The following is a 23,449-nucleotide window of genomic DNA, read 5'->3' as shown; positions in this document are numbered from 1 at the left end:
TTGTACCACCGAGTGGACGCGCTTCCTCCCACCCGTGAACGGGTGGGTTTCCGCCTCGCTATTCTATGAACCAGCGAACCGCCCAGCGCTACCGCTCGCTGCGGGACGGGCCGCCCGACGCCGACACCGGCTGGATCAGGGCCGTCGAACAGATCGACCCGGCGACCGCCACGACCACCAGCCGGCCGTGCTGGCACTGCGAGGAGCCCGTCCACCTCGGCCGTGACTCCGTCGTCGAAGCACGGGCCTGCCTCGTCGAGGAGCGCGAGGATCGGACGGTGGAGACACAGCTGCACCTCCGGTTCTGCAGCTGGGGCTGCTGGCACGAGTGGGCGACTCGGTGCTGAAAACAATGGGCGCGGGGGGAGCGCCCATCGGGCAATTAGGGGGGATGGGGGGGAATGTCTGCACACAGGGGTCGGGGAAGACGCACCGTGCAGACAGACTGCTCTAGGGGCAACTGATTCTTAAACACGCGGCGGTAGTTTCACAGTCTGAAGACGCCCCCTGGAAATGGGGCGTACAGGCATCCACAACGAGATTTGGCATCCCCGGTGGCACAGCCCCGGAAGTTCCCCCAGTGGCAGAGTACTCACCAGAGAGGTATTGTTATGCGCTCCATTCCTGGCCAGTACAACGTCTCTTCGCCGAGATAGACCAGAGAGTCGGAGACAGAACGCGAAGGGCTGAGTTATCGATTGCGAAGCGGGCACGAACATGACTGCGAATGTGCCATACCAGGGACGTAACTGATCACAAAGCATTTAGCGACGCTGAAAGCCAGATATTGGTGCCCGGGCTGGGGCAGCCGCCTCTGGCACGGGCGGTGTGACAAGAGTCAGATACTGCCATCCAGGCGGATGCTCGCCTCTGACTCGGCGAGACCACACACACTGGCCCACGGCGCTACTATCGTGGGCCAGCTGCGTGCATCGTGTGTGGTACGTAACGGTACGCCGTGGATCCTCAAACGGCTTTCGCCGCTCACGATGCGTATACACCGCTTACGACTCGTGTGTGTGGTGTGTTTCTGGCGGCTCCTCACCGCCCGGTGGGCGACCGCTCGGGTCCCGGTAGCCCCCGCTACTCGACGGGAGCGCTCGTCGTCCGCTACTCGATGGAGACGGTCGCTGGCGGAAAATTTTCGCGAGCGCACGCGAGAGCGGCCGCGCGCGGATGTACCCGTGTGAGCCGGGACTGGACAGCTGGTACCCGGCCACTCTCCGACGGAGCGGGCGACGACACACCTAGCGGGGCGATCCGACAGACTCGATCCCGTCGGCGGGCACGATGGAGGTATGGCTACCGAGGTCGACGATATCGAGGTGCTGTGGCCGCTGGCCGGCGACGAGCTGGGGACGGTCCCGTCGGTCGCCGAGCCGCTGCCGATCGGCTCCCAGGTGGCGCTCTACCGCGTCAAGCGTCTCTCTGCGAACGGCGACGTCGACCGTGACGAAGATCAGGAGCCGCACATGTACTATAGTAGAATTTGAAAGCGTTTGCACAGTCGATCGCACGACTGTGTGCGATCGCCTAAGCGATGTCTTTCAAATTCTACTATACCTCACTGACGCCGGGCGGGCGCGGCTGGCCGACGCCGACCTGCCCGAGCCCGGGCCGGTGACCGTCGCCGAGTACTTCGCCGACTACGACACCCCGACCGATGTCGAACCGTGGGACGTGCTCGAGACGCTCGTCGCACTGGGCGAGGGGTGGCGCCCGACGCCCGAGATCGACGCCGACTACGAGATCACGCGGACCAACATCCGCCGCCATCTCCACACGCTGGTCGACGCCGGCTACGCCGACGTGGGCGAACGGCCGCGCTCGCTCGCGGGCCGCCGAGACCCGTGTCGGGGCGTTCGGTAGTTGGGAGTGACTGTTCGGTTGACACTAATCTCGAATATGAGAACGCGACGCACGCGCTCGCAGTCGAGTTGCCGTAAAAACACGAATCGGTGTGTTCCCGGCGGTGTAGGCCGTCAAATCGGGGGTATAGACCGGTTAATACGGGGATAATTCGGCGCATAAAATCGACGGAGAGGGGCTGAAACAGCAGATTTGGTGGTACTTGCAGGTTACTCCGTTCCCACAAGCTATAATACGGCAGACGGTAATGGTCCGTGATGTAGTGTTCAGTAACTCACTGCAATAGTCCAGCGCTACAATCAAACATGAGGTCATGACAACGGCGATGACCGACGAGAACAGTTCGGGCGGCAGCGACACGACACACACCTCGATCGAGATCGATCGAGAAGTGTGGCGCCAAGTACGTGCCGAGGCCGTCGCTGAAGGATCAAACGTCAGTGTCAAGCTGGAGGATATCCTCCGACAGCACTTCGACATGGACGAATCAGACACTTAATGACAAACTACAAAAACATATGACAGGAACCAACGAGAAGCTGCGCGCGCTGTTCCTCTCCCTGCTCATGGTCGGCTCCGTCTTCGGGGCGACTGTGGCAGTGAGTGGGACGGCGGCGGCCGCAGTCAGTGATGCCGGTACACCTAACGACCTCGTCGTTGGGTCAGCCGATGCTGGCACACAGCATGTAACGAATAATATCATAGTCGATACAACAGGCGATGTTGAGATTGACGTCTCCGCTCTACAGGAGAATGGCGTTGATCTGAGTAGCGCCGATGCTGGGGTTACGATCAACCCCGGAAGTGATGGTGACGCTGCTGCTTCTGTAACAGGCTTCGACACAACAACCGGCGTTGTTACTGTTGACGTCACACAGCTTGACGGCACTGATGGGACCGCTGACTTCGACCTGACCCTCTCTGGTCTCGATACCTCCGGTGCAGATGCGAGCGCCAGTGGGCTGACTTACGAAGTCACGGACGTTAGCGCCAGTGACTCAGCCAATAGCGCCACGTTTGCCTTCGCGGAAGGGAGTATCTCGGGCTCCATTACTGATGCTGGCGACGCGTCAGCAATCGAGGGCGCGACGGTCGAACTTACCGACGACAACGCTGCTGAGGTCGTCGCAACCACGACAACGGATTCGAACGGGGACTACTCGTTCGACAGCGTTAGTGGCGGGACGTACACTGTCACTGTGACTGCTGACACGTACGTTATCGCAACGAGTGGCACCTCATCGCTACAAGATACGACGACATCGCAGACGGTTGATCAGGCACTCTCTCAGCCGACGATCGCCGTCAATTCACAAGGAACCACCGCCGGTGACGACGTTACCTTCCGTGTCAGCGATAATCCGGAAGACATCGGTGGTGAGGTTGTTGTCCGTCACAACTACAACGACCAAGAGATCACGCTGACGGGCACGACAACGGATGCAACGTTCTCCCAGGCGAAGGCGACCAACCAGGACGGGTCGCTCATTGTTGCTGGAAGCGAAGTCGACAACGCGGCGTATACGACTGACGACTACTACGTTACGGCCGATCCGAGTACGGTCGTCCTGAGTACGGAGAACACCATCGACGCGAACGTCTACCAGTGGTACGATACTGAAGCCGAAACCGGTGATCTCTATCAGGAGAGCATCAACTACGCACTGGTTGACGAGGGTGATGCCACCCAGGAGACAGGGAGTACGAGTACCGGTGCGTTCTCCGTTGACGGTGTCTTCGACAGTGCTGGCGACTGGTTCGTTGGTATCAGCACCACTACTGACGCTGTCAACATCGACAGTACTGCTGCTAACAACGAAGGCGGTGCCACGGTCACGGTTGAAGACCGCAATATCGTCGAGAACTTCACTGTCGACCCCAGTAGCCCCGCTTACAACGACGAAGTGACGATTAGCGGGAATCTGGTGGACAGTAATGGTGATCCTGTAACTGGTAATTCAATCGAGATCCGCACGCAGAGCGGCGGTGCCGGTAGTCTGGTCGGTGTCGACACTACCGGCTCCAACGGTGGTTTCTCGATTACCGCAACGCTGAACGACGCACGCACGTGGTACGTCCACGACGCTGGTGACACCGCCGATGTCGAAACTATCGACGTTGGCGCTGCTAACGCGAACGTGACGATCACCGCTGATGGCGAGAACTTCCAGGGCTTCTCCGAGACCTACACGGTTACGGCTAAGGACGAGGCCGGGAATGTTCTCCCGCTTGGCACTTTCGCAGGAGAAGGTGCTGGAGCATACGACAGCTCCGGTGCCAACTACCTCAACATCACGGGCCCGTTCGACGGCACGGTCGTATCCGACACCGACTCAACAGCTGATGTCTACATCAGTCAGGGTACGCTGCTCAACTCGGATACTGATGGCGACCAGGATGAGACGAACTACATCCACGTCGTGCCTGCGCAGAGTGATGGTGCCGGAACCGAGGCTGTCGTGATCGAAGCGACGCCGACGGTGAACGCTGCGGAAGTGACTGCACAGCTCGAAACCGACGACGGGACGGACCTGATTGACGGTTACGAGGACACGGCGTTCAGTTCGCCTACGGCCCCGGACCTCCTCGGTGACGACTCCGCGGCTACGGCGACCGCGGATCAGGACCTCATCGTCAACGTTCAGGAAAGCGACATTTCGGTGACCGGCGCCGCTGACGGTGATGGTGCTCAGTCCATCAACGTTGACGTTGTCGGAAGTGACAACCAGAAGCCTGCTGATGGCAACGCGTTGGCAGACGCGACGGTGACCATCAGCGCACCCGACATCGGCATTGAGGAGCAGAGCGTTCTCCTCGATGGCGCCAACGAGGGCCAGGACGGTAGTACGGCAACCTTCGGCAGCCTCAACCCCGAACAGGCTGGCGAAGTGTCGATAGATGTGACAGGACACACGGACGACGGCGCGGAAGTCAGCGAGTCGCTGACGCTCCCCGTCCTCGGTGACAGCTACAACAGTCTGAGTCCGAGCCAGGCCACTATCGACGACGCCCGGCAGGATGTAAGCCTGCAGGTCACGGACAGCGATGGGACGCCGCTGAACAACCGCATCGTCGTACTAACCGGTGTGACCTTCAACGCCAGTTCGCCCCAGACAGCTAACAACTACGAGACTGACACCACGCTCGTCATCCACGGTCCGGATGGTCAGGTGAAAGTTGGCGGCGTTGGCGGCACTGTTGTTCAGGACTTCAGCTCCGTGAACAACGGTGACTACATCGCCGAGAACGTCTCGTTCGACACCACCGGTAGCATCGATCTGGAAGTCGCTAACAGTGCGTACGACGACAGTCGGATCGATGAGGCAGCTGCGATCTCGGTTACTGGCGTCGAATCCTACGAGATCTCGTCGAACCGCTCGGCGGCCCTCGCGGGCGCGAATGAGGTCCACAACCTGACGATCACCGAAGATGGTGACATCGTCAACGGGACGGCCCTCGACGACTTCACGGTCTCATACGAACCGGCGGCCGAAGTGACGGAAGTCACGGCCCCGTCATCCGTCGACACCGACGGTGACGGCACCAACGACGCGCTGCAGGTCGAACTCCGCGCGGAGAACTCGACCGCACCGCTGAACATCACGATTGACGACGGTGAATCCCGGACTGGCTCCACGACCCTCGACGTGGTCGAGCCGGAGATCACCACCACCCTCGGTGGCGACGACCTGACGTTCGGTCTCGTCTCCGAGATGAACGTTACCGTCGAAGACCCGCGCGACGGCAGCGCGCTCGGCAAGGTCGATGTCGATCTCAGTGCAGTCAACGCGAGCTTCCAGCTCGACGACCTCTCTGACGAGACTGGTCCGGACGCGACGACTGCTGGCAACTCTGAGACCGTGACGGTCAACGAGAACGGTACGCGCGCAGTGTCGGTCGCGCCCGAGCAGGGAACCGCCGAGGCCGCGCCGCAGACGCTGAACGTCTCGACCTCGCTCGATACGGCTAACGGGGCGTACGGACAGATCGCTATCAACACGGGCAACATCACGCTCGAAGACACGCCCGAGGACCTCGAGCCGAGCTCGGACTACTCGCTCGTGCTGAACGCCGTTGACGCCAACGGTGACCAGCTCGACCTCCTTGGCGTGGAGATTAGCGGCGCCCTCGATGGTGGCGCCCAGTCGAAGCTCACCGACGAAGGCCTGGTCAACTTCGACTTCACGACCACCGAATCCGGCACGATCACCTACACTGTCGATGACTCGATCACCGGCAGTGAAGTCGACCTCGTGACGGACACCGCGCAGGCGTCCGATGATGCGAGCTTCCAGGTCGCGACCACGAACGTCTACGAGCAGGTCAACCTCTCGCTGGCCGCGAACACGACCGACATCGCGCAGAACGATACGGTCATGTTCACGCTCACCCGTGAGGACTTCGACCGCCAGACCACCGGTACGCTGACCGTGCGGAACGCGTCCGGTGACGTGGTCAACACCGTCTCGATCGACCAGACTGCGAACGTCACCTTCGACTCGGCCGGCGAGTTCGCCGTCGAGGCGAGCAAGCCGACCCGCACGCAGGTCGGCAAGGCGTTCGTCAACGACACGGTCGACGTGTCCGTTGAGGCTCCCGTCGACCCCGGTGCGGTCATGCTCGACAACGTCAACCTCGACCCGAGCACGGTCGACGCGAACACGACGAACGAGCACATGCTGACCTTCGACGCGATGAACGTCAGCGACGACGGCGACACGGACACCTTCACGGTGACGATTCCGGACGCCGCGACGCTCGACAGCGCCAACAGCGTCTCGGTCACTGACGCCGACGGCGAGAACGTCTCGCTGTCCGGTGGCCCGGACGTTAGCGGCAACGTCATCACGTTCAGTGTCGCGCCCGACTCCAGCGCGGAGTTCCGCGACCTGACCGTCGAGGCCAACGTGACGGTCTCCGCGCCTGATGTCGCGAACACGACCACGGCCGACCTCTCGGTCGAGGTCAGTGACAGCGACAACGGCGACGACAGCGTCACCGCGACGCTGACCGTCGAAGCGGTGACCGACGACACCCCGGAAGACGCGGTCTACGAGCCGGGTAGTGCGGCCGCCGAGTACGACGGCGACAACGACGGCCTGATCGACATCGGCGAGCTCGGTTCGGCCGCCGAGGCCTTCTCGAGTGGCGAACTCGACATCGGCCAGCTCGGTTCGGTCGCCGAGGCCTTCTCGGCCAGCTAAGCCGACCCGCCACGACCACGACTGACCCCCGACACGGGTCGACGCACTTTCTCCGTTTTTTCGCGCTTCGTAGCGACGGCAGTTCCACCGTCGGCGCTGTAGCAACGCTTATACGCCGACTGGCCCATCGCGGTGACGTGATGCCGACGCGAGACTACGCCGCGGTGCTGTCGCTGTTGCTGGTCGGCGCCGCCCTCTTCGCCGCGGGCGGGGCCGCCGACGCGGCGGCGGGCTCGACCGGGAGCGAGGGGTTCGCGGTCTCGGTCGACGACCCGACGCCCGAGCCCCACGACTCGGTCACGATCGCGGTCGACGAGGCGACGCTGCCCGACGGGGCGACGCTCGTCTGGCGCAACGACGGCGAACTCGGGACCAACCGCTGCATCCGACACGCGAACTGTACCGTCCGCGTGGGCGCGGCCCCGGTGACGGTGACCGTCGAGGCCCACGTCGACGACCGAGTGATCACCGAGACCGTCGAGATAACGCCGGTCGAACTCTCGCTGTCCGAGACGCTCGTCGACCGGGACGGCGAGGCGCTGTCGTCGGTCGGCTACAGGGTGCTCACCGGCGAACGACTCGAACTGCGGGCGACCGACGAAGTGGGCAGCGGTGCGACGGTGGCGAACGTCTCGGCGAGCGGGCCGGTGGCCCGCGTCGGGGCCGAGCCGACGGCGTTCGAGTTCACCGGCCCGGGCGCGGTCGAACTGACCGTGACGATGGCGGCGACCGATCGGGACGCGACGGAGACGGTGTCGCTGTCGTTCCGCGCGTACGAACCGGGGACGCTCGAAGACACCGAGCGGTTCGTCCTGCGGTCGGCCGAGCCCCTCTCGCGCAACGACCGGATCGTCCTCGCCGCGCTGAAACCGGACCTCCCGACGGTCTACGAGCGCTACGAACAGCGGGCCGGTGAACTGCCCGAGACCGTCACGTTCGAACTGGCCGAGCCCCGGGCACGGTCGTACGCGGTGGCGCCCGACACAGTGGTGGTCGCGAACGGGAAGACCGTCCACGGGGTCCGGACGACGCTGGTCCACGAACTCGCGCATCTCGGGCAGTACGAGGCCACCACCGAGACCGACGGCGGCTGGAACTTCCTGATCGAGGGTCACGCCTCCTACGAGCAGTCCTCGACGCTCCCGTACTACGACGACCTGTCGAAGCCCTCCGAGGACGCGCTGCTGGAGTGGACGGCCAGCTACGACCAGGCCCACTACTTCGTCGCCTCGTACGTCGCCGAGTACGGCCGGCAGTCGCTGCTCGACCTGCTCGCCGACTCCGCGGGGAGCGACTTCGAGCGACAGTTCCGCGCGGAGACGGGCGAGTCGTTCGCCTCGTTCCACGAACGGTGGATGAGCGGGGGTTCCGACGACCCGGCCGCCGCGTGGAAGGTCTTCGAGACGAAGCCGATGTTCGCCTCCGAGGACGGGACGCTCCGGACGCTGGCGGAACCGCTCGACGGCGTCGAAGTGTCCTGGGACACCGACGGTGACGGGGCGTTCGAACGCGTCGACGCGGGCCACGCCGTCGAGTGGACGCCCCCGGCGTCCGGACGGCAAGCGGTGACGGTGCGGTTCACCGCGGGCACCGAGTCGATCGAGGGGACGCAGGTGTTGGCTCTCGACGGGGGAGACCCGACGCCGACGGCCGCGTTCGGGGTCGCTCCCGACTCGGTAGCGGTCGGTGAGTCGGTGACGTTCCGTGCGAACACGACCGCGAACAGTGACGACGCGGCGTATCGGTGGGACTTCGACGGGGATTCGGCGGTCGAGGCGACCGGCGAGACGGTCGCGTTCACCTACGCCCACTCGGGGACGTACGCCGCGACTCTGACCGTCGAAGCCAGTGATGGGGCGACGGATTCGGCGACGGTGACGCTGCCGGTCGAAGAGGAGACACAGCTCCCGAGGGACGTGGTCTACGAGCCCGGCAGTGGGGCTGCCGAGTACGACGCGGACGCAGACGGCCGGATCGACATCGGCGAACTCGGGGCCGCCGCCGATGCCTTCTCGAGTGGCAGACTCACGATCGACGAGCTCGGGTCGGTCGCCGAGGCCTTCTCGGCCAGCTGATCCGGGTCCTGCGGCGACGGCCGGGGACCGACTCGCGAGACGGTGGACGGCTGAGAGGGCCGACCCGATGGGACCGGTGTTCGACGGCCTCGTTCGCCCGCGGTGGGCCGCCGAGTATCCTCGTTGAGACCGGGACCTCAATCTAAAAGTAGTAGCATATACTTACCGGATGTATGCGATCGAAAGCACTCGTTCCAGTACTGACGCTCGCGCTGGGGCTGCTCGCGTTGACGGCTGCGGCCGCACCCGCGGCGGCGGTCAACGAGACGTCCCGCAGTGTGGACAGTCAGACAGTTGCACCGGGCGGTACCGCGACGGTGACGTTCACGGCGCAGGCCAGCGGTGGTAGCCTGACCGTCAACGAGGAGTTCAGCGGTGAAGTGCGGAGTGCGGAGTACGTGTCGGCGACGATCGACGGCGAGGCTGCGGGCGTCTCCGACTTCGCGATCGCTCCCCAGGCGACCGCGAACGGGCTGGTCGCGAGCTTCCAGGGTCTCTCCGAGGGGGCGACGGTCGCGGTCACCTACGAACTGACGGCCAACGAATCCACGGGCGAGATGGCGATCGACGGGCGAGCGACGGACAGTGCAGGCAACGAGAGCGTCCAGACGACTATCGACGTCGTGGAGGACCCCCTGGTCGTCTCACAGGCGCTCGATACTGCGGAGGCCGCACCCGGTGAGGTCGTGACGGTGACCGCCTCCGTCGACAACGCCGCGGGCAACTTGACCGTCACTCACGAATTCGATCCCGCGCTCGCGAACGTCTCCGTTACCGACACGTCGGTGGCCAACGAGAGCGTGCTCCCCATCGTCGCGGCGAGCGAGGCGAACGGGACGGTCGTCACCATCGAAAACGTCACCGGGACGGCGACCGTGGCGATCGAAGCCACGGTCCCCGAGAACGCCTCCGCGGGCACCGCGGTAGCGGTCTCCGGTGACGTCACCGCCGGCGACCGGTCGACGACGTTCGATACCCTGACCGTCACCGTCGTCGAGGCGGACCCGGTCGACCGGTTCGCCGGCAACGACGGCACCATCGATATCTCCGATCTCGGCAACGCGGCCAAGACCTTCGCAAACGGCGACCTATCGATCGCCGAACTCGGTCAGATCGCCTCGGCGTTCGCTGGGGCGTAAGCACCCACCAGTTCGCGCTTTTTATATAGGGCCAGAAACGGTTTCGTGTGTGACATTTCGTCCCGGTAGTGGTAGTTTGGTTCGGTTCTCCGGGTCGGAACTCCCCGATATCGGGGCGCTCTCCCTGGTCGATCACCTGCATAGGTCGCAATAGAATGGGTGGCATAGGGCACGATATTACACAAAGCATTTAATACCGGCATACAATCCACCGGATGCACAGTGTCGGGATCGGCCCGATGTACAACAATCCAACAACTATGACGAATACAACGAACGACAAATTTCGCAGCGTCTTCCTCGCTGCGCTGATGGTCGTTTCCGTGTTCGCTGTCACCGCCAGTCCGGCGGCTGCAGGGGTCGCAAGCGGCGACCGCACAGCCGACGCGACTGTTGCGCCCGGCGAGACGGTTACGGTCACAGCGACAGCGGAAATGGACGCCAACGGCGGCGCCCTGACGCTGAACGAATCGTTCAGTGGAGGAGTACAGAGTGCAGAGTATGATTCGACGACGATCGACGGACAGGCTGCGGGAGTCTCCGACTTCGCGATCACTCCCCAGGCTAACTCCGACGGTCTGGTCGCGAGCTTCCAGGACCTCTCTGGTGGCGCGACCGTCGAAGTCACGTACACTCTGACCGCGGAGAACGCTACCGACGCTGCCAACATTTCGGTCGCTGGCAGCTTCACGGCCGGTAACGACACTAGCGTCGACCTCGGTACGACCACGGTCGAGGTCGCCGAGAGTCAGGACGGTCAGGACGGTCAGGACGGTCAGGACGGTCAGGACGGTCAGGACGGTCAGGACGGTCAGGACGCCCCGGAGCCGGGCGAGCCTGACGTCATCGCCGTGACCGAGTACCAGGGCGACTTCACGGTTGCCTTCGACCGCCCGGTCGTCAACGCGACGACGGGTAACGACGTCGACAGCGTCGACCAGCACTTCATTATCTACGCGCGCCAGGCGGGTCAGGGCGACACCGTTCGCGCCAACGTGAGCGCGAGCGACGTCACGTCCCTCTCCAACGGCGCTCGCTTCGAGATCGCCGAGAGCGCCCACGGTCTGGGCGACATCTCCCCGGCAGGTGAGGTCGACATCTACATCGGCAACACCTCCGACGCTCAGGGCGTCTCGGACAGCAACTCGACGACCCCCGGCAACGTGTCGGCGGACCTCTCGTCCGAGGTTCTGTTCGAGACCGACAACGCTCACACCACCCGCGGTAGTGCCCAGCGCATCTACCAGGGTTCGCCTGTCTCGTTCCAGTCGGGTGCCGACAACGCGGCCATCCTCCTGAAGAACGTCGAGACCGGTGAGATCATCCTCGACGGTTCGACCGGTGTCAACAGCCGCGAGATCGTCTTCGAATCCGACAACCTCGAGTCCGGTTCGACCTACCGCCTGACGTTCAACGAGAACCAGGGCGAGACCGAGAAGTACTTCAACGTCACGTCGCTCCGGATGTCGGCCTCCCTCGACGAGGACGGCACCCTGTTCGAGCACAACGAGGAAGTCGAACTCTCCGTTAGCGGTGAGTCCATCCGTGGTAACTCCGGCGTCGCCATCGACATCGTCGGTCCGACCGACGACGACGACGAGGACTCTAGCGAGTACCGACTGACCCAGTTCAACAACCGCGGCGAGTTCGAGGAGACGTACGACCTCGGCCTCGCGCTCGCGGCTGGCGACTACGAAGTCACCGTCACTGACGTCGCGACCGGTGTCGACGTCAGTGCCGGCGAGTTCACTGTCGACACGTTCCCCACGGCTGACTCCGCTTCCTTCGACCGCGGCGTCGTCGAGGAGGAACGCGGTGACGTCGTCGAGATCCCGATCTCGCTCTCCAACAGCGAGGAGGGCGCTCAGGCGACCGTCTCCATCGGTAACGTCGGCGACACCGCCTACGTGACGAACGTGACGGTTGCCGACGAGGACGGCGACGGCGAGGTCGTCCTCGAATGGAACACCTACATGTCCGGTACGGGCATGGAGGACTACATCTTCACCGCGCAGGGTGAGGACAACGTCACCGCCTTCGGTGGCGAGTCCGGCGGCTTCGTCGAGGCGGTCCGACAGGACCTCGACGGCGACGGTAACGTCACCGACGACACGAGCCTCGACTTCGCCGGCAACGGCATCCTCGACCCGGCCTCGTACGACCTCGCGATCGTCGCGAACGACGAGGACCAGGCCGAGCTGCTGAACAGCGGTAACTTCAACTTCAGCGAAATCGACGCAGACGGCGTCGGTGCAGTGCGGATCAACCAGCGTTCCACCGAGAGCAGCAACGTGTGGGTCGTCCCCTCGGACAAGAAGGACCAGGTCGACTTCGAGTTCATCGACGAGAACACCGACAACACTGAGGACGCTATCGACGGGAACCTGACGCAGTCCGACCTGGTGGCCAGTGACGAGCTGATCGTCCACCAGCTCTCCGCGTCCGGTCTCGAAGGCGTCTTCAAGAACCGCACGAACAACGGCGCCAACGCGACGAGCGCGTACCTGAGCGCAGTCGACGTCGGCGTCTTCAACGCCAGCTTCTCCGAACAGGAGCCCGGTCCGAACGCGCAGCGCGAGCGCTTCGACCTCGACACGAGCAACACGGTCGTCATCCCGGACTACGCGAACGACACCTACTACGTCGCAGTCGACCTGGCGGGTGTCTCCGACGACGTCCTCGAGGATGACATCCAGTACAACGCCTCGTTCACCTTCGAAGGGTACGAGTCGGTCGGTCCGCAGATCGGCGGCGACGGTGAAGGCACCGTCAGCTCCGTCTGGACCTACGAGCTCGCCGAGGCTACGCTCGACACGAACGCGGACGACGAAGTTATCATCCGCAACCAGGCCGGTCAGACCATGCGCGGCGACACGAACGTCGCCCCGGGTACGATGCTCGGCCTCCGCGTCAACAGCCAGTCGGACACGAGTCCGTTCCTGGAGACGCTGAACACCCACGTCACCGAGGACCGCACGTTCGCGGCGACGGGTGACTTCAGCGAGCGCGGTTCCGGTATCAACTTCACTGTCACGGTCCGCCGCGGCGGCTCCGCTATCAGTGACCAGTACAGCGGCATGATCCTGGCCCAAGCGACCGCCACGGTCACGTTCAGTGACCAGGCAGTCCCCGAGGGCAACCAGGAAGTCGTCGTCGACTCCACCACGCTCTCCGACGGTGGCTTCATCGCCATCCACGAGGGTAGTGCCAGCGGCGACGTCATCGGCACCAGCGGCTACCTCGAGGCCGGCCAGCACTCCAACGTGCGCGTCGACCTCGACAGCCCGATCAACGAGACGACCACGCTGGTCGCCATGCCGCACCTGGACGACAACTCCAACAACCTGTACGACTTCCCCGAGGCCGACGCGCCGTACACTGCCAACGGTAGCGCAGTGACCGACAGCGCGTCCGTCTCCCTGAGCAGCGCGACGCCGACGGCGACGGCCACGCCGACGGCGACGGCCGAGCCGACGCCGACCGCGACGGCCGAGCCGACGCCGACCGCGACGGCCGAGCCGACGCCGACCGCGACGGCCGAGCCGACGCCGACTGAGGCCGACGACGGCGGCGAGACGACGCCCGAGCCGACCACGACCGGTGACGGTCCCGGCTTCGGTGTCGCCGTCTCGCTCATCGCCCTGCTCGCGGCTGCGCTCCTCACGGCGCGCCGTCGCGACTAACGGTAGCACTATCGGGCTGACGCCCGACCCCTAACCGCTCGACATTTCTTTCGACGCTACCCGGACAGCGACTGCTCCGCGGTGTTTCCGTACGCCAACGCGGTCGTGCGTCCACCGTGGACGCAACGACAAAACATATACTCCCGATCCCGTAACGTTGAGTCAGTACCGATGCTCGACGTCGTCCTCTCGGGTCTGGACTGGGCCACGCGCTTTTCCGACCCGCTCGCGTGGCTCGTACTCGGAGCGTTTCTCGCGACGACGGTCCTGGAGCTGACCGAGCGCCGCGAGCGCGCTCGACAGGCCGGGGTGGCGGCGTGGGGGCTGTTCGGCGTCTTCTGGTTCAGTCTCATCTATCACTTCGCGGTCGTCCAGCGGAGCGTCATCGAGGGGGTCGGGACCCTCGTCGCCGTGCCCGCCTCGTTCTACGTCGGGTATCTGCTGTGGTCGGGGCGGGACTCGCTGTTCGTCCTCTCGCGGGCGATCCTCCTGATGGGCGCGGTCTTCTTCCCGTTCGAGTCGATCCCCGTGTTGCGGCAGTTCCTAGTCGAGACGGTCACCGACCAGACCGCGCTGTTGATCTCGCTGATCGGGTCGAGTCCCGACCTCGTCACGGGGTACGAGGCGGTCGTCGACGGCCAGTCGGTGGTCGCGTACGACGGCTACATCGTCGGCGAGAAGGAACATCTCTATCACAACACGTTCGTGTTCGCGGACGGGGAGAGCCCCATCTTCTACACGATCGTCATCGCCTGTACGGGGATCGGGAGCATGGCCATCTTCGTCGGGCTGATCGCCGCCGTCCAAGCGCCGCTGCGCCGGAAGCTCCGCGCGTTCGCGGTGTCGATCCCGATTATCTACGCGCTGAACCTCGGACGGAACGTCATGATCGCCGTCGGGTTCGGCGAACAGCGCTTCCAGCTGTTCCCGGATCTCATCATGTCGGTGTTCGGACTCACCGACCCGCGGCAGGTCTCCTACATCGTCGTCGACCGGATCGTCGCCCAGAGCCTCTCGGTGGTGGCGCTCGTCGGGATCACCTACCTCGTCGTCCGCGAGCTCCCGGAGGTTCTGACGGTCGTCGAAGACCTGCTGTTCGTCCTGACCGGCTCGGAGTACGACCTCCGAGCCGCCCTGGACGTGCCGGCAGCCGCCGTCGAGGGCGAACCGGAGGCCGGTGCGGAGACGGGCGCGAGTTCCCGCTCAGACGACTAGCGCTTCGAGGGCTTCGTTCGGGGCGTCGCCGAGGGCGGCGAGCGCGTCGCGCTCCATGAGATGGAGGTCGCCGGGGATCACGAGCAGGTGGAGCGGGTCGCCGAACGACGCCTCGGCGAGCACCGAGAGCCGGTCGGCGCGGACGACGGGATCGGGACTCCCCGCGCGCGCGACGGCGACCCCGAGGGTGTCCTCGTAGGCGTCGGCGAGGCGCCCGGCGGCTCGGTCGGCGCGCATGTACGCCTCGTTCTCGCCGTCGATGTCGAGGAAGACCAGGGTGTGGAGTCCGCGGTCGCGGTTCCGCTCGATAGTGTCGATGATGCTCTCCGGCAGGTCGTCGCCGGCGTGCGACCGCTCGAAGGGCAGCGTCGTCGCCTTGCCGAAGCGGTAGTTCTGGAGGCCGGTGAGCGAACTCGCCGCCGCCTGTGCGGTCGTCCCGTGGACGACGCGGGTCTCGATACCCCTGTCGTGAGCGCGCAGCCGCAGGTCGGTGTGGGTCGTCGAGATCATCGTGTCCCCGGCCGTACAGAAGACCACCTCGGAGTCGACGGCGTCGTCGAGGATATCGTCCGGAGACTGCTCGACGCCGGCGCGGTCGCGGACTTCGATCTCGGTGTCGTGGGCGGCTTCGAGGTCGGCGAGCGTCGCGCCGGCGAGCGTGCTGGTGTAGAACTCGGCGACGACGCGGTCGGCCGCGCGGATGGCCTCGCGGCCCGCGACGGTGACCGAGCGCTCGTCGTAGAGACCGAGTCCGACGAAGGTGAGCATACGCCGACTCCGTCGCCGAGCGGATTAAGCCCCGCGAAGCGCTCGCGACGTGGTCGGTGAGGTGGGCGGGAATCGGTCGTGACCGACGACGTCCGAAGCGTCAGGCTTACCGCGGGACGGCGACCTATCGGTGCTATGGAGGTCTCCTGCGTTCGGGTGCCCCGCGAGGAGGGGGAGGCGACGCGCCGGCGGCTGGCCGACGCCGACCTGGTCGACGAGGACTACGAGATCGCGGTCGCCGACGGGTCGCTGTACGTGCCGGTCACCGACCCCTCGGCCGTCCCCGACGAGTTCGAACTGGTCAGCCGCGAGGCCGAGCCGCGGGAGACCCAGACGATGCCGGCGGATATTCTCGAGTTCGACCCGTCCTACGAACGCCTCGGCGACGTGGTCATCGTCGACGAGGACGACGCCGAGCGCGCCCGGGCGCTGGCCGACGCCATCGTCGAGTCCGCGCTCCCGGTGAAGACGGTCGTCAACCGGGCGTCGAAAGTCAAGGGAACCGAACGCGTGCGCGACTGGGAGGTGCTGGCCGGCGAGAGCACGGAAGCCGTCCACCGCGAGTACGGCTGTGAGTTCGCCCTCGACCTGGCGACGGTGTACTTCTCGCCGCGGCTGGCGACCGAACGCCACCGCGTCGCCGAGCAAGTGCGTGAGGGCGAACGCGCCTTCGACATGTTCGCCGGCGTCGGGCCGTTCGTGGTCCCGTTCGCGAAGCGCGGCGCGACCGCCGTCGGCGTCGACATCAACGGGGACGCCATCGAGTACCTGCGGGAGAACGCCCGCCGCAACGGCGTCGAAGAGCGCGTGACGGCGATCCAGGGAGACGTGCGCGAAGTCGCCTCGGAGTACGAGGACTGGGCCGAGCGTCTGGTGATGAACCTGCCCCACAGCGCAGACGAGTTCCTCAAGAGCGCGGTGGCGCTGGCGAGCGACGACTGCGTCGTCCACTACTACGACTTCCAGCACGAGGACGACCCCTACGGCCCGGGCGAGCGGGCGATCCGCGAGGCGGCCGAGCCGGAGTACGACGTGACCGTCGAACGACGTCACACCGTGCGGTCGTACGCGCCCCACGAGCTGAACGTCTGTCTGGACGTGCGACTGATGCGGGCCCAGTGATCCTCTCACAGAGTCGGCCCGATTCGCAACCCTTATTGCGGTTATCGGCGGTACGTTGAAACGGAGTCACCGAACGCGCCGGTGTAGCTCAGACTGGCTAGAGCGAATCCTTCGTAAGGATTAGGCCGAGGGTTCAAATCCCTCCACCGGCTTTCTCAGACGGGACCGCCCCGAAGGAAGTCGCCGAAATCGGCCGACTAGCGGGTAGATCTGTTTCGGGAGTGGAAACGCGGTGGTGGGCTCGTATCTGTCGATTACGGTGTCGTCCACAGTTCTCGAAGGCAAGCGAACGCTTCCGAAAATAACGCACTCATACTATTGAGTAACCCAGGGTCACTGTCGTGTGATGCCAGACACAGATCGCGCCTCGCCGACGGGGGGACCGACTGACGACGTCGCACTCGAACCACCCGTTCGGGAGCGACCCCGACCGAAACACGCTGGCTCGGACGGTACCGGATCCGACGACCTCTCTCTCGGTACCAACGATAGTTCATCTCTTCAGTCATGTTCCGACGCACCTTCCTCGAGTCGGTAGCGGCCGCGGGCGTCGGTGGTGCGTGTGCCAGGTCGTCGAGCGACGACGGCTCTCCGAAGTGTCGACTCGTCGACGACACGGAGAGGGACGAACTCCCCGTAGCGACGGAGCCGGATTTCACGGCTCGGTCGACGAAGACCCACCGGATCTACTGGCGCGACCAGGCCCACTTCGAAGACAAGTGGGCCGACGGATCTATCGCCGCTTACGCCGCGCTAGGCGGGGACTATATCGTACTCAACAGGAGTTACGACGACCTCGTCGATACGACCGTCGTCGCCCACGAGATCGGACACAATCTCGGCTACGAACACGTCGAGGGAACACTGATGGACCCGTACGTCGGTCAGACAGCCGACTCCGACCCGGACGTAGCGCTCTCCGCGGAGACGGTCGACGTGTTCGACAGTATGGAGTCGGTCCTGCTCTGCGAGTGGGGCACGGACGAAGCCGTGGACCACCTCACGGCGGTCGCCGAGGCCTTCGCAGCCGGGGAGACCTCGATCGGCACGCTGGGATACGCCGCTCGACGGTACGCGAGCGGGACCGCGATCAGTGACGCGTTCTACAGACACGACTGGCCCGCCTTCGGGCAGAACCACTACGGGAGATCGCTCTCGGGTCAGTTCTACCGGTGACGACCCCGGCGAAGCGTTCGCCGTCTCCCCAAGTTCGTCTCTTTCAGCGGACAACGGGGGTCTCGACCACGGTCACGGCATCGAGACTGTGGGCGAGTGGCCTCCTCCGGACGGCGCCGACCGGTAGCATCAAGCGGATCCGCGCGCTCGGTAGGAGTATGCGGTCAGAGGACGACATCCGGGAACGGATCGCCGAACTCGAGGACGCGTACGACAGAACGGACCCGCCGACCTCGGAGCTCGAGGACGAAGCGGAGGTCGCGATCCTCCGGGCCATCGAGGAACTGGAGTGGGTACTCGAAGAGCACGAGGCCGAGTCCGGGTTCACGACCTGAGCGTCGGAACCCCTATTTTCGGCGACCGCCCCAACCTACCCGTGCAGTCGACGACTCGCGACGCGCTGCTGGCGACCGGGTGTGTCTGTGCGCTGTCGGCAGCGCTCGGACTGACGGCGTCGCTGTCCCTGCTCGCTCGGCCCGCAGTCGCCGTGATGGGTGTCACCGCCGGGCTGGCAGTCGAAGCGCTGTTCGTCGCCGAGACGCCGGTTGTGGAGCTGTGGGAGCGCCCCGTCGTGCAGGTCGGGAGTGCGGTCGCGCTCGTCGGCGGTGCAGGTCTCGCGGTGTGGGTGGGCGGGCCGTGGGCCGTCGCCGTGGCCTGGTGGGGGTTGGTGACGTACTTCTTCCTGCTGGCGCTGGTGGTGGCGGGCGTCTGGGGTGAGGACTCGGCGTGACGAGCAGCGAGACGCGGGCCGTCGGCAGCGCCCGCGATCCGGTCAGTGCGTCAGCAACAGCACCTGGTCGTCGGTGCGGACGACGCAGAAGGGGCCGCCGGGGCTCCCGAAGGTGTTCTCGCGTTTCTCCGAGACGAAGAGATCGTCGAACGCGTCGCCGCAGGCGGGGCAGGCGAAGTCGTCGCGGTTTTCGAGGTGCATCGTCGCCCGGTCCTGACTCACCAGTTTCAGCCCGTGGCGGTACTCGTGCACGTCGAAGCTGTTCTCGACGTCGAGCGGTTCCATACCCCCAGGATGGGGAGAAATCGTCTTGAAACTCCCGCTCAGATCTCGGCGCCGACGTAGAGGACGACGACGAGGAACACCCAGACGACGTCGACGAAGTGCCAGTACATCGAAGCCGTGCTGACGGAGGTGTGTTTCTCGGCGGAGTACTGGCCCTTGAGGCCGCGCAGGAAGACGATACCCAGCAGGACCGCGCCGAGGCTGACGTGGAGCCCGTGGAGGCCGGTCAGGCCGTAGAACGCGGAGGCGAAGGCGCCGCCGGTGAGGGTGAACCCTTCGTGGACGATGAACTCGTAGTACTCGTAGATCTGGCCGCCGATGAACACGACGCCCAGCAGTAGAGTCAGCCCGAGCAGCTGGAGGAAACGGGTGCGGTTGTTCTTCCGCAGCGCGGTGTGTGCGAAGTGCAGCGTGAAGCTGCTGACGATCAGTATCGACGTGTTGATGATGATGAGGCTACCCAGCAAGTCCGGGAACCCCTCGGTCGACCACGCACCCGCGCGGATGAAGAAGTAGTAGACGAACCCGGCACCGAAGGTCGCGATCTCCGAGCCGAGGAACAGTATCATCGCCACCCGGAGGGTGCTGCTGCCGTGTTCGTCCGTGCCGCCCTCCCAGAAGTTGACGACGAACGCGTGGTACAGCCAGCCGTAGAGGCCGATCAGGAACAGGCCGACGCTGGCGACGGTCGCGACCGGGCCGTACATCGGGTCGACGAGCGGTTCCTGACCACGACCGAGCACGAACAGCGCGGCGGCGAGGTAGATGCCCGCCGCGCCGACTGCGGTGACGAACGGCCACCAGCTGGCCTCGCCGAACCCGCGCGGCCAGTCCTCGACCGCCGGCAGGTGGTGCCCGCCGTGGTCCCCGTGGTCCTCTGACGTATCGTCCGCGAGACTCATACTCGGGACTTGCGCCAGCAACACTAAAAAGCCTCCCAAACCGGCCGGGCCCGGTGTCGGGACCCGTCCACGCCCACGGGTTTCCGAACGTGTTCGTCGACCGTCTCGGGTGCGGGCCGCCGGCCGTCGCGGGCCTGGACCGCTGGGCGACCGCGCTTCGATACTTTGACCGGGAGGGGGGTCTAAACTCCGGCAGATGGACCGACGACGGACTCGGACGGTCGCGGCCGCTCGGTCGGCGACGGCGGCCGCGGTCGCGCTCGCGACGGTCGTGGTCGCGCGACCCGTACTCGCCCACGGCGGGTCGCTGGGCGGGTCGGCCCGCGAGTCGCTGAGCGTGCCGACGTGGTTGATGCTGGGGACCGGCGGCGCGGTCGTCGGCGCCTCGTTCTTGCTGGCGACGTTCGCGACCGACCGCTCGGCGCTGGACTGGTTGGTCGACGCCCGACGGCGGTTCGCGCTCCCGGCCCCGACCGCGCTCCGGTGGGCCGCCGGCGCGCTCGGCGTGGCGACGCTCGTCGGTATCGTCGTCACTGGGTTCGTCGGGCCGACGGACCCGCTCTCGAATCCGGCCGTCGTGATCGTCTGGGCTGGCTGGTGGGCCGGGTTCGTGATGAGCACCTACCTCGTGGGGAACTCGTGGCCGGCCGTCAACCCCTGGCGAGCGATCGCCGAGGTGTTGCCGGACCTGGGGCGGGAGTACCGCTGGACGCTCGGCGCCTGGCCGAGCGTCGCCGGTCTGCTCGCGCTCATCTGGGTCGAAGTGGTCAGCCCGCTGGCCGACGACCCGCGGATCCTCGCGGTCACCGTCGTGGCCTACTCCGTCGTGACGCTGGCCGGCGCGGTGGTCTACGGCACAGACACGTGGTTCCGCCAGGCCGACCCCGTCTCGCGGGTGTTCCGCTACTACGGCGCCGTCGCCCCGGTCGGCCGGGACGCCGACGGATCGCTCTCGCTGCGATTCCCCGGCGCGGGGCTCACGAGCGACCGACTGGACGGCGTCGACGAGACGGCGTTCGTCGTCGCGATCCTCTGGGTGACCACTTTCGACGGGTTCGTCGCGACGCCGGCCTGGCGAACCCTCGCCCGGTCGCTGGTGAATCTGGGCTACCCGATCGCGGCGTTGTACCCGGGCGCGATGGTCGTCGGCTTCGTTCTCTTCCTCGGCGTCTACCTGCTCGCGTCGCGGCTCGCACGCCGGACGGCGCCGACCTACGTCGCGAGCGAGACCCTCGCCCGGCGGTTCGCGCCGCCGCTACTGGCTATCGCCGCCGGCTACCACGTCGCGCACTTCCTCGGGTACTTCCTCTCGCTGATCCCGGCGCTGGTCGCCGCGGTGACCGCGCCGCTGGCGACGGTGAACCCGGGACTGCTCGTCGTTCCGAACTGGTTCGGCGGCGTCGCTATCGCCGGCGTGCTCGGTGGGCACATCCTGGCCATCCTCGCCGCCCACGTCACTGCCTTCGACCTGTTTCCGGGTCGCCTGCAGGCCATCCGCAGTCAGTACCCCTTCATCGCCGTCATGATCTTCTACACGATGGCCAGCCTCTGGATCGTCACCCGACCGGACGTGCCCCTGCCATACCTCCAATGACCGAGACATCACCCACCACCGCGGGACCCGACGGATCGAACGCGGACGGCGCGGCCCCCGACGACACCGCCTACGACGTGCCGCCGGACGCGTCGGTCGCCGAGTGCGAGTACTGCGGGCGCCCCTTCGAGTCCGAGGGACTGCTCGCGCTCCACCGCGGGCGCGCCCACGAGTCGGCGATCTCCGCTGCCGAGCGGACGGCCTACGAAGAGGCCTACGAGGCCGAGTCCGGTCAGCTCGGGCGGTTCCGACTCAAGGCGCTGGCTGCGCTCGTCCTCGTGTACTTCGGGCTGTTGATCGTGTACGCGGTCGTCTGAGAGCGGTCGCAGGCGGCTGCCGACGGTCCGCGGGAACGACGGGCGCGGACGCCGGGAACGTAAGTTTCATGCGAGCGAGGGGGCTGGATACGCGTATGGAACTGCGGGTCATCGAGAAAGAGCCGACGATGATCTCTATCGAGATCGCCGGCGAGAGTCACACCTTCATGAACGTGCTGAAGGGCGCGCTACTGGAGACCGAGGGGATCACGGCGGCGACCTACGACGTGAATCCCGAACAGTCCGGGGGCCAGACCGACCCCGTACTGACCATCAAGACCGACGAGCAGACCGACGCGCTCGACGCGCTGGAGGCCGGCGCCGAGCGGGTCATCGAGAAGTCCAACGACTTCACCGACGCGTTCGAAGCCGCGGCCTGACGGCCCGATCCGTTCGATTCTCGTCCTTTCGAACTCGCCCGCGAGCCGCAGGACTCGCCAGTCAGTCGGCCCGTTCGGGCTCGGGCACGGCGTAGTCGTCGTAGGCGTCGACTCCTTCGGCCTCGCCCCCGATGCCGGTGGTGACGATCATGCGCATCCCCTCGCGGACGCTCATGTCGGTCTCGTGGATCTCCGACTCGGGGACCATCACGAGCCGTCCGGCCGTGGGGTTCGGACTGTTCGGGAGGAACACGGAGTGGGCCCGGTCGCCGGTGGCCTCGTCGAAGCTGGCCGTCCCCTCGCCGGTGACGAAGCCGATCGAGTAGACGTCGTCGCGAGGGTACTCGACCAGGACCGTTCGTTCGAACTGGGACCCGGTGTCGACGAGCGAGGTCGCGACCTGTCGGACACCGCCGTAGATCGTGCTGACCAGGGGGACGATGTTGATCGTCCGCCCGAGGTTCCCGAACAGGTGTCGCCCGATCGACCACTGGGCGAGGAGGCCGAGGGCGGTGACGACCGCGACGATCAGGACGACCGCCAGGATCTGCGCCGCGAGCTCGACGTTGGCGGCGGTCTCGATCAGCCCGAGTTCGGCGACGAGCGGGTCGATAAACTGCAGCGAGAAGGAGACCAGGATCCGGAGGATGTAGAGAGTGACCGCCAGCGGCGCGACGAGGATGAGCCCGGCCACGAAGCTCTCCTTGAGTCGGCTGGTCAGTGGCATACCTCGGGGTCGGTCGCGGCGAGGAAAAAACTGGGGGGCGCCGGAAGGCGTCGATTACCGAGAGGTGCGCGATCGATACCGTCGCTATCGGCGGCGATCGGTCGGTTCGAAGCGGGGATCGGTCGGTTCGAAGCGGGGACCGGCCGGTCAGGTCCGGTGACCGAAGTCGCGCTGGACGCGTCCGGTTCGAGACGGGACGGTCCGAACAGCCGAAACGGCGCGCCGGCCCAACCGTTCCGGAAGTCGTTAACGGTCGTCCGGCG

The 23,449-nt window shown here is 65.6% G+C and carries 20 protein-coding genes, 1 tRNA gene and 1 pseudogene; 18 read left to right on the top strand and 4 right to left on the bottom strand.

The features are described 5' to 3' along the window. Positions 1-65: 65 nt before the first annotated feature. From I7X12_RS03060 to artA, 10 genes and pseudogenes are all read left to right on the top strand, one after another. Positions 66-347 carry a hypothetical protein gene (locus tag I7X12_RS03060; protein ID WP_198062413.1) on the top strand — a complete coding sequence of 94 codons (282 nt, stop codon included), beginning with the start codon at positions 66-68 and terminating at the stop codon, positions 345-347. A 951-nt stretch (positions 348-1,298) separates the two neighbouring features. After that, positions 1,299-1,493: a hypothetical protein gene (locus I7X12_RS03055; protein WP_198062412.1), complete on the top strand. Its 195-nt coding sequence runs from the start codon at positions 1,299-1,301 to the stop codon at positions 1,491-1,493. Between the two features lie 28 nt (positions 1,494-1,521). Continuing rightward, positions 1,522-1,869, top strand: a complete 348-nt coding sequence (locus I7X12_RS03050) for a hypothetical protein (protein WP_198062411.1) — start codon at positions 1,522-1,524, stop codon at positions 1,867-1,869. Between the two features lie 325 nt (positions 1,870-2,194). Continuing rightward, positions 2,195-2,368 carry a hypothetical protein gene (locus I7X12_RS03045; protein WP_198062410.1) on the top strand — a complete coding sequence of 58 codons (174 nt, stop codon included), beginning with the start codon at positions 2,195-2,197 and terminating at the stop codon, positions 2,366-2,368. Between the two features lie 19 nt (positions 2,369-2,387). Then, positions 2,388-7,073: a beta strand repeat-containing protein gene (locus tag I7X12_RS03040; RefSeq protein ID WP_198063772.1), complete on the top strand. Its 4,686-nt coding sequence runs from the start codon at positions 2,388-2,390 to the stop codon at positions 7,071-7,073. 140 nt (positions 7,074-7,213) lie between these two features. Beyond that, positions 7,214-9,148, top strand: a complete 1,935-nt coding sequence (locus I7X12_RS03035) for a PKD domain-containing protein (RefSeq protein WP_198062409.1) — start codon at positions 7,214-7,216, stop codon at positions 9,146-9,148. 173 nt (positions 9,149-9,321) lie between these two features. Then, positions 9,322-10,287: a hypothetical protein gene (locus tag I7X12_RS03030; protein ID WP_198062408.1), complete on the top strand. Its 966-nt coding sequence runs from the start codon at positions 9,322-9,324 to the stop codon at positions 10,285-10,287. A 215-nt stretch (positions 10,288-10,502) separates the two neighbouring features. Further along, a pseudogene (locus I7X12_RS20830) lies at positions 10,503-10,610 on the top strand (hypothetical protein); the annotation flags it as partial. A gap of 111 nt (positions 10,611-10,721) precedes the next feature. Next, positions 10,722-13,970, top strand: a complete 3,249-nt coding sequence (locus I7X12_RS03025) for a DUF7282 domain-containing protein (RefSeq protein ID WP_232343012.1) — start codon at positions 10,722-10,724, stop codon at positions 13,968-13,970. A gap of 171 nt (positions 13,971-14,141) precedes the next feature. Continuing rightward, positions 14,142-15,185 (top strand): archaeosortase A, encoded by a 1,044-nt coding sequence (gene artA, locus I7X12_RS03020; protein ID WP_198062406.1) that lies wholly within the window; start codon positions 14,142-14,144, stop codon positions 15,183-15,185. Here artA and dph5 read toward each other — a convergent pair. Continuing rightward, positions 15,174-15,953, bottom strand: coding sequence for a diphthine synthase (gene dph5, locus I7X12_RS03015; protein WP_198062405.1), 780 nt, complete (start codon positions 15,951-15,953; stop codon positions 15,174-15,176). The two genes, artA and dph5, sit on opposite strands and share 12 nt — an antisense overlap. Before the next feature lie 135 nt (positions 15,954-16,088). Here dph5 and I7X12_RS03010 point away from each other — a divergent pair, with 135 nt between their 5' ends. The 5 genes from I7X12_RS03010 (at position 16,089) to I7X12_RS02990 (ending at position 18,981) form a co-directional block, all read left to right on the top strand. Further along, on the top strand, positions 16,089-17,075 hold the full coding sequence (locus I7X12_RS03010) for a class I SAM-dependent methyltransferase (protein WP_198062404.1): 987 nt from the start codon (positions 16,089-16,091) through the stop codon (positions 17,073-17,075). Between the two features lie 77 nt (positions 17,076-17,152). Next, a tRNA-Thr gene (locus tag I7X12_RS03005) sits at positions 17,153-17,227 on the top strand. Between the two features lie 355 nt (positions 17,228-17,582). Further along, positions 17,583-18,251 carry a M10 family metallopeptidase domain-containing protein gene (locus I7X12_RS03000; RefSeq protein WP_198062403.1) on the top strand — a complete coding sequence of 223 codons (669 nt, stop codon included), beginning with the start codon at positions 17,583-17,585 and terminating at the stop codon, positions 18,249-18,251. Positions 18,252-18,409: 158 nt separating this feature from the next. After that, positions 18,410-18,586 (top strand): hypothetical protein, encoded by a 177-nt coding sequence (locus I7X12_RS02995; protein ID WP_179911711.1) that lies wholly within the window; start codon positions 18,410-18,412, stop codon positions 18,584-18,586. A gap of 41 nt (positions 18,587-18,627) precedes the next feature. Next, entirely contained in the window at positions 18,628-18,981 is a 354-nt protein-coding gene (locus I7X12_RS02990) for a hypothetical protein (protein WP_198062402.1), read from the top strand. Positions 18,982-19,023: 42 nt separating this feature from the next. Here the strand turns inward: I7X12_RS02990 and I7X12_RS02985 are convergent, their stop codons facing one another. Further along, positions 19,024-19,266, bottom strand: coding sequence for a DUF7385 family protein (locus I7X12_RS02985; protein WP_198062401.1), 243 nt, complete (start codon positions 19,264-19,266; stop codon positions 19,024-19,026). Positions 19,267-19,304: 38 nt separating this feature from the next. Beyond that, positions 19,305-20,168, bottom strand: coding sequence for a cytochrome c oxidase subunit 3 (locus tag I7X12_RS02980; RefSeq protein WP_198062400.1), 864 nt, complete (start codon positions 20,166-20,168; stop codon positions 19,305-19,307). 196 nt (positions 20,169-20,364) lie between these two features. On the opposite strand from I7X12_RS02980, the gene I7X12_RS02975 reads away from it, so the two are divergent. From I7X12_RS02975 to I7X12_RS02965, 3 genes are all read left to right on the top strand, one after another. Continuing rightward, the gene (locus tag I7X12_RS02975; RefSeq protein ID WP_232342999.1) at positions 20,365-21,762 is read left to right on the top strand and encodes a hypothetical protein; all 1,398 of its coding nucleotides are present in this window, start codon (positions 20,365-20,367) and stop codon (positions 21,760-21,762) included. Continuing rightward, complete coding sequence (locus tag I7X12_RS02970) at positions 21,759-22,079, top strand: C2H2-type zinc finger protein (protein ID WP_232342997.1); 321 nt, start codon at positions 21,759-21,761, stop codon at positions 22,077-22,079. The genes I7X12_RS02975 and I7X12_RS02970 overlap by 4 nt, the downstream gene beginning before the upstream one ends. Positions 22,080-22,174: 95 nt before the next feature. Then, positions 22,175-22,459: a DNA-directed RNA polymerase subunit L gene (locus I7X12_RS02965; RefSeq protein WP_198062399.1), complete on the top strand. Its 285-nt coding sequence runs from the start codon at positions 22,175-22,177 to the stop codon at positions 22,457-22,459. A 61-nt stretch (positions 22,460-22,520) separates the two neighbouring features. Here I7X12_RS02965 and I7X12_RS02960 read toward each other — a convergent pair whose 3' ends face one another. Then, the gene (locus I7X12_RS02960; protein WP_198062398.1) at positions 22,521-23,186 is read right to left on the bottom strand and encodes a DUF502 domain-containing protein; all 666 of its coding nucleotides are present in this window, start codon (positions 23,184-23,186) and stop codon (positions 22,521-22,523) included. Between the last annotated feature and the right edge of the window lie 263 nt (positions 23,187-23,449).

The sequence above is a fragment of the Halosimplex litoreum genome (genome assembly GCF_016065055.1).
GTDB lineage: Archaea > Halobacteriota > Halobacteria > Halobacteriales > Haloarculaceae > Halosimplex > Halosimplex litoreum.
Note: the sequence above shows the minus strand (reverse complement) of the source record. Positions and strands in the feature narration are given on the sequence as shown.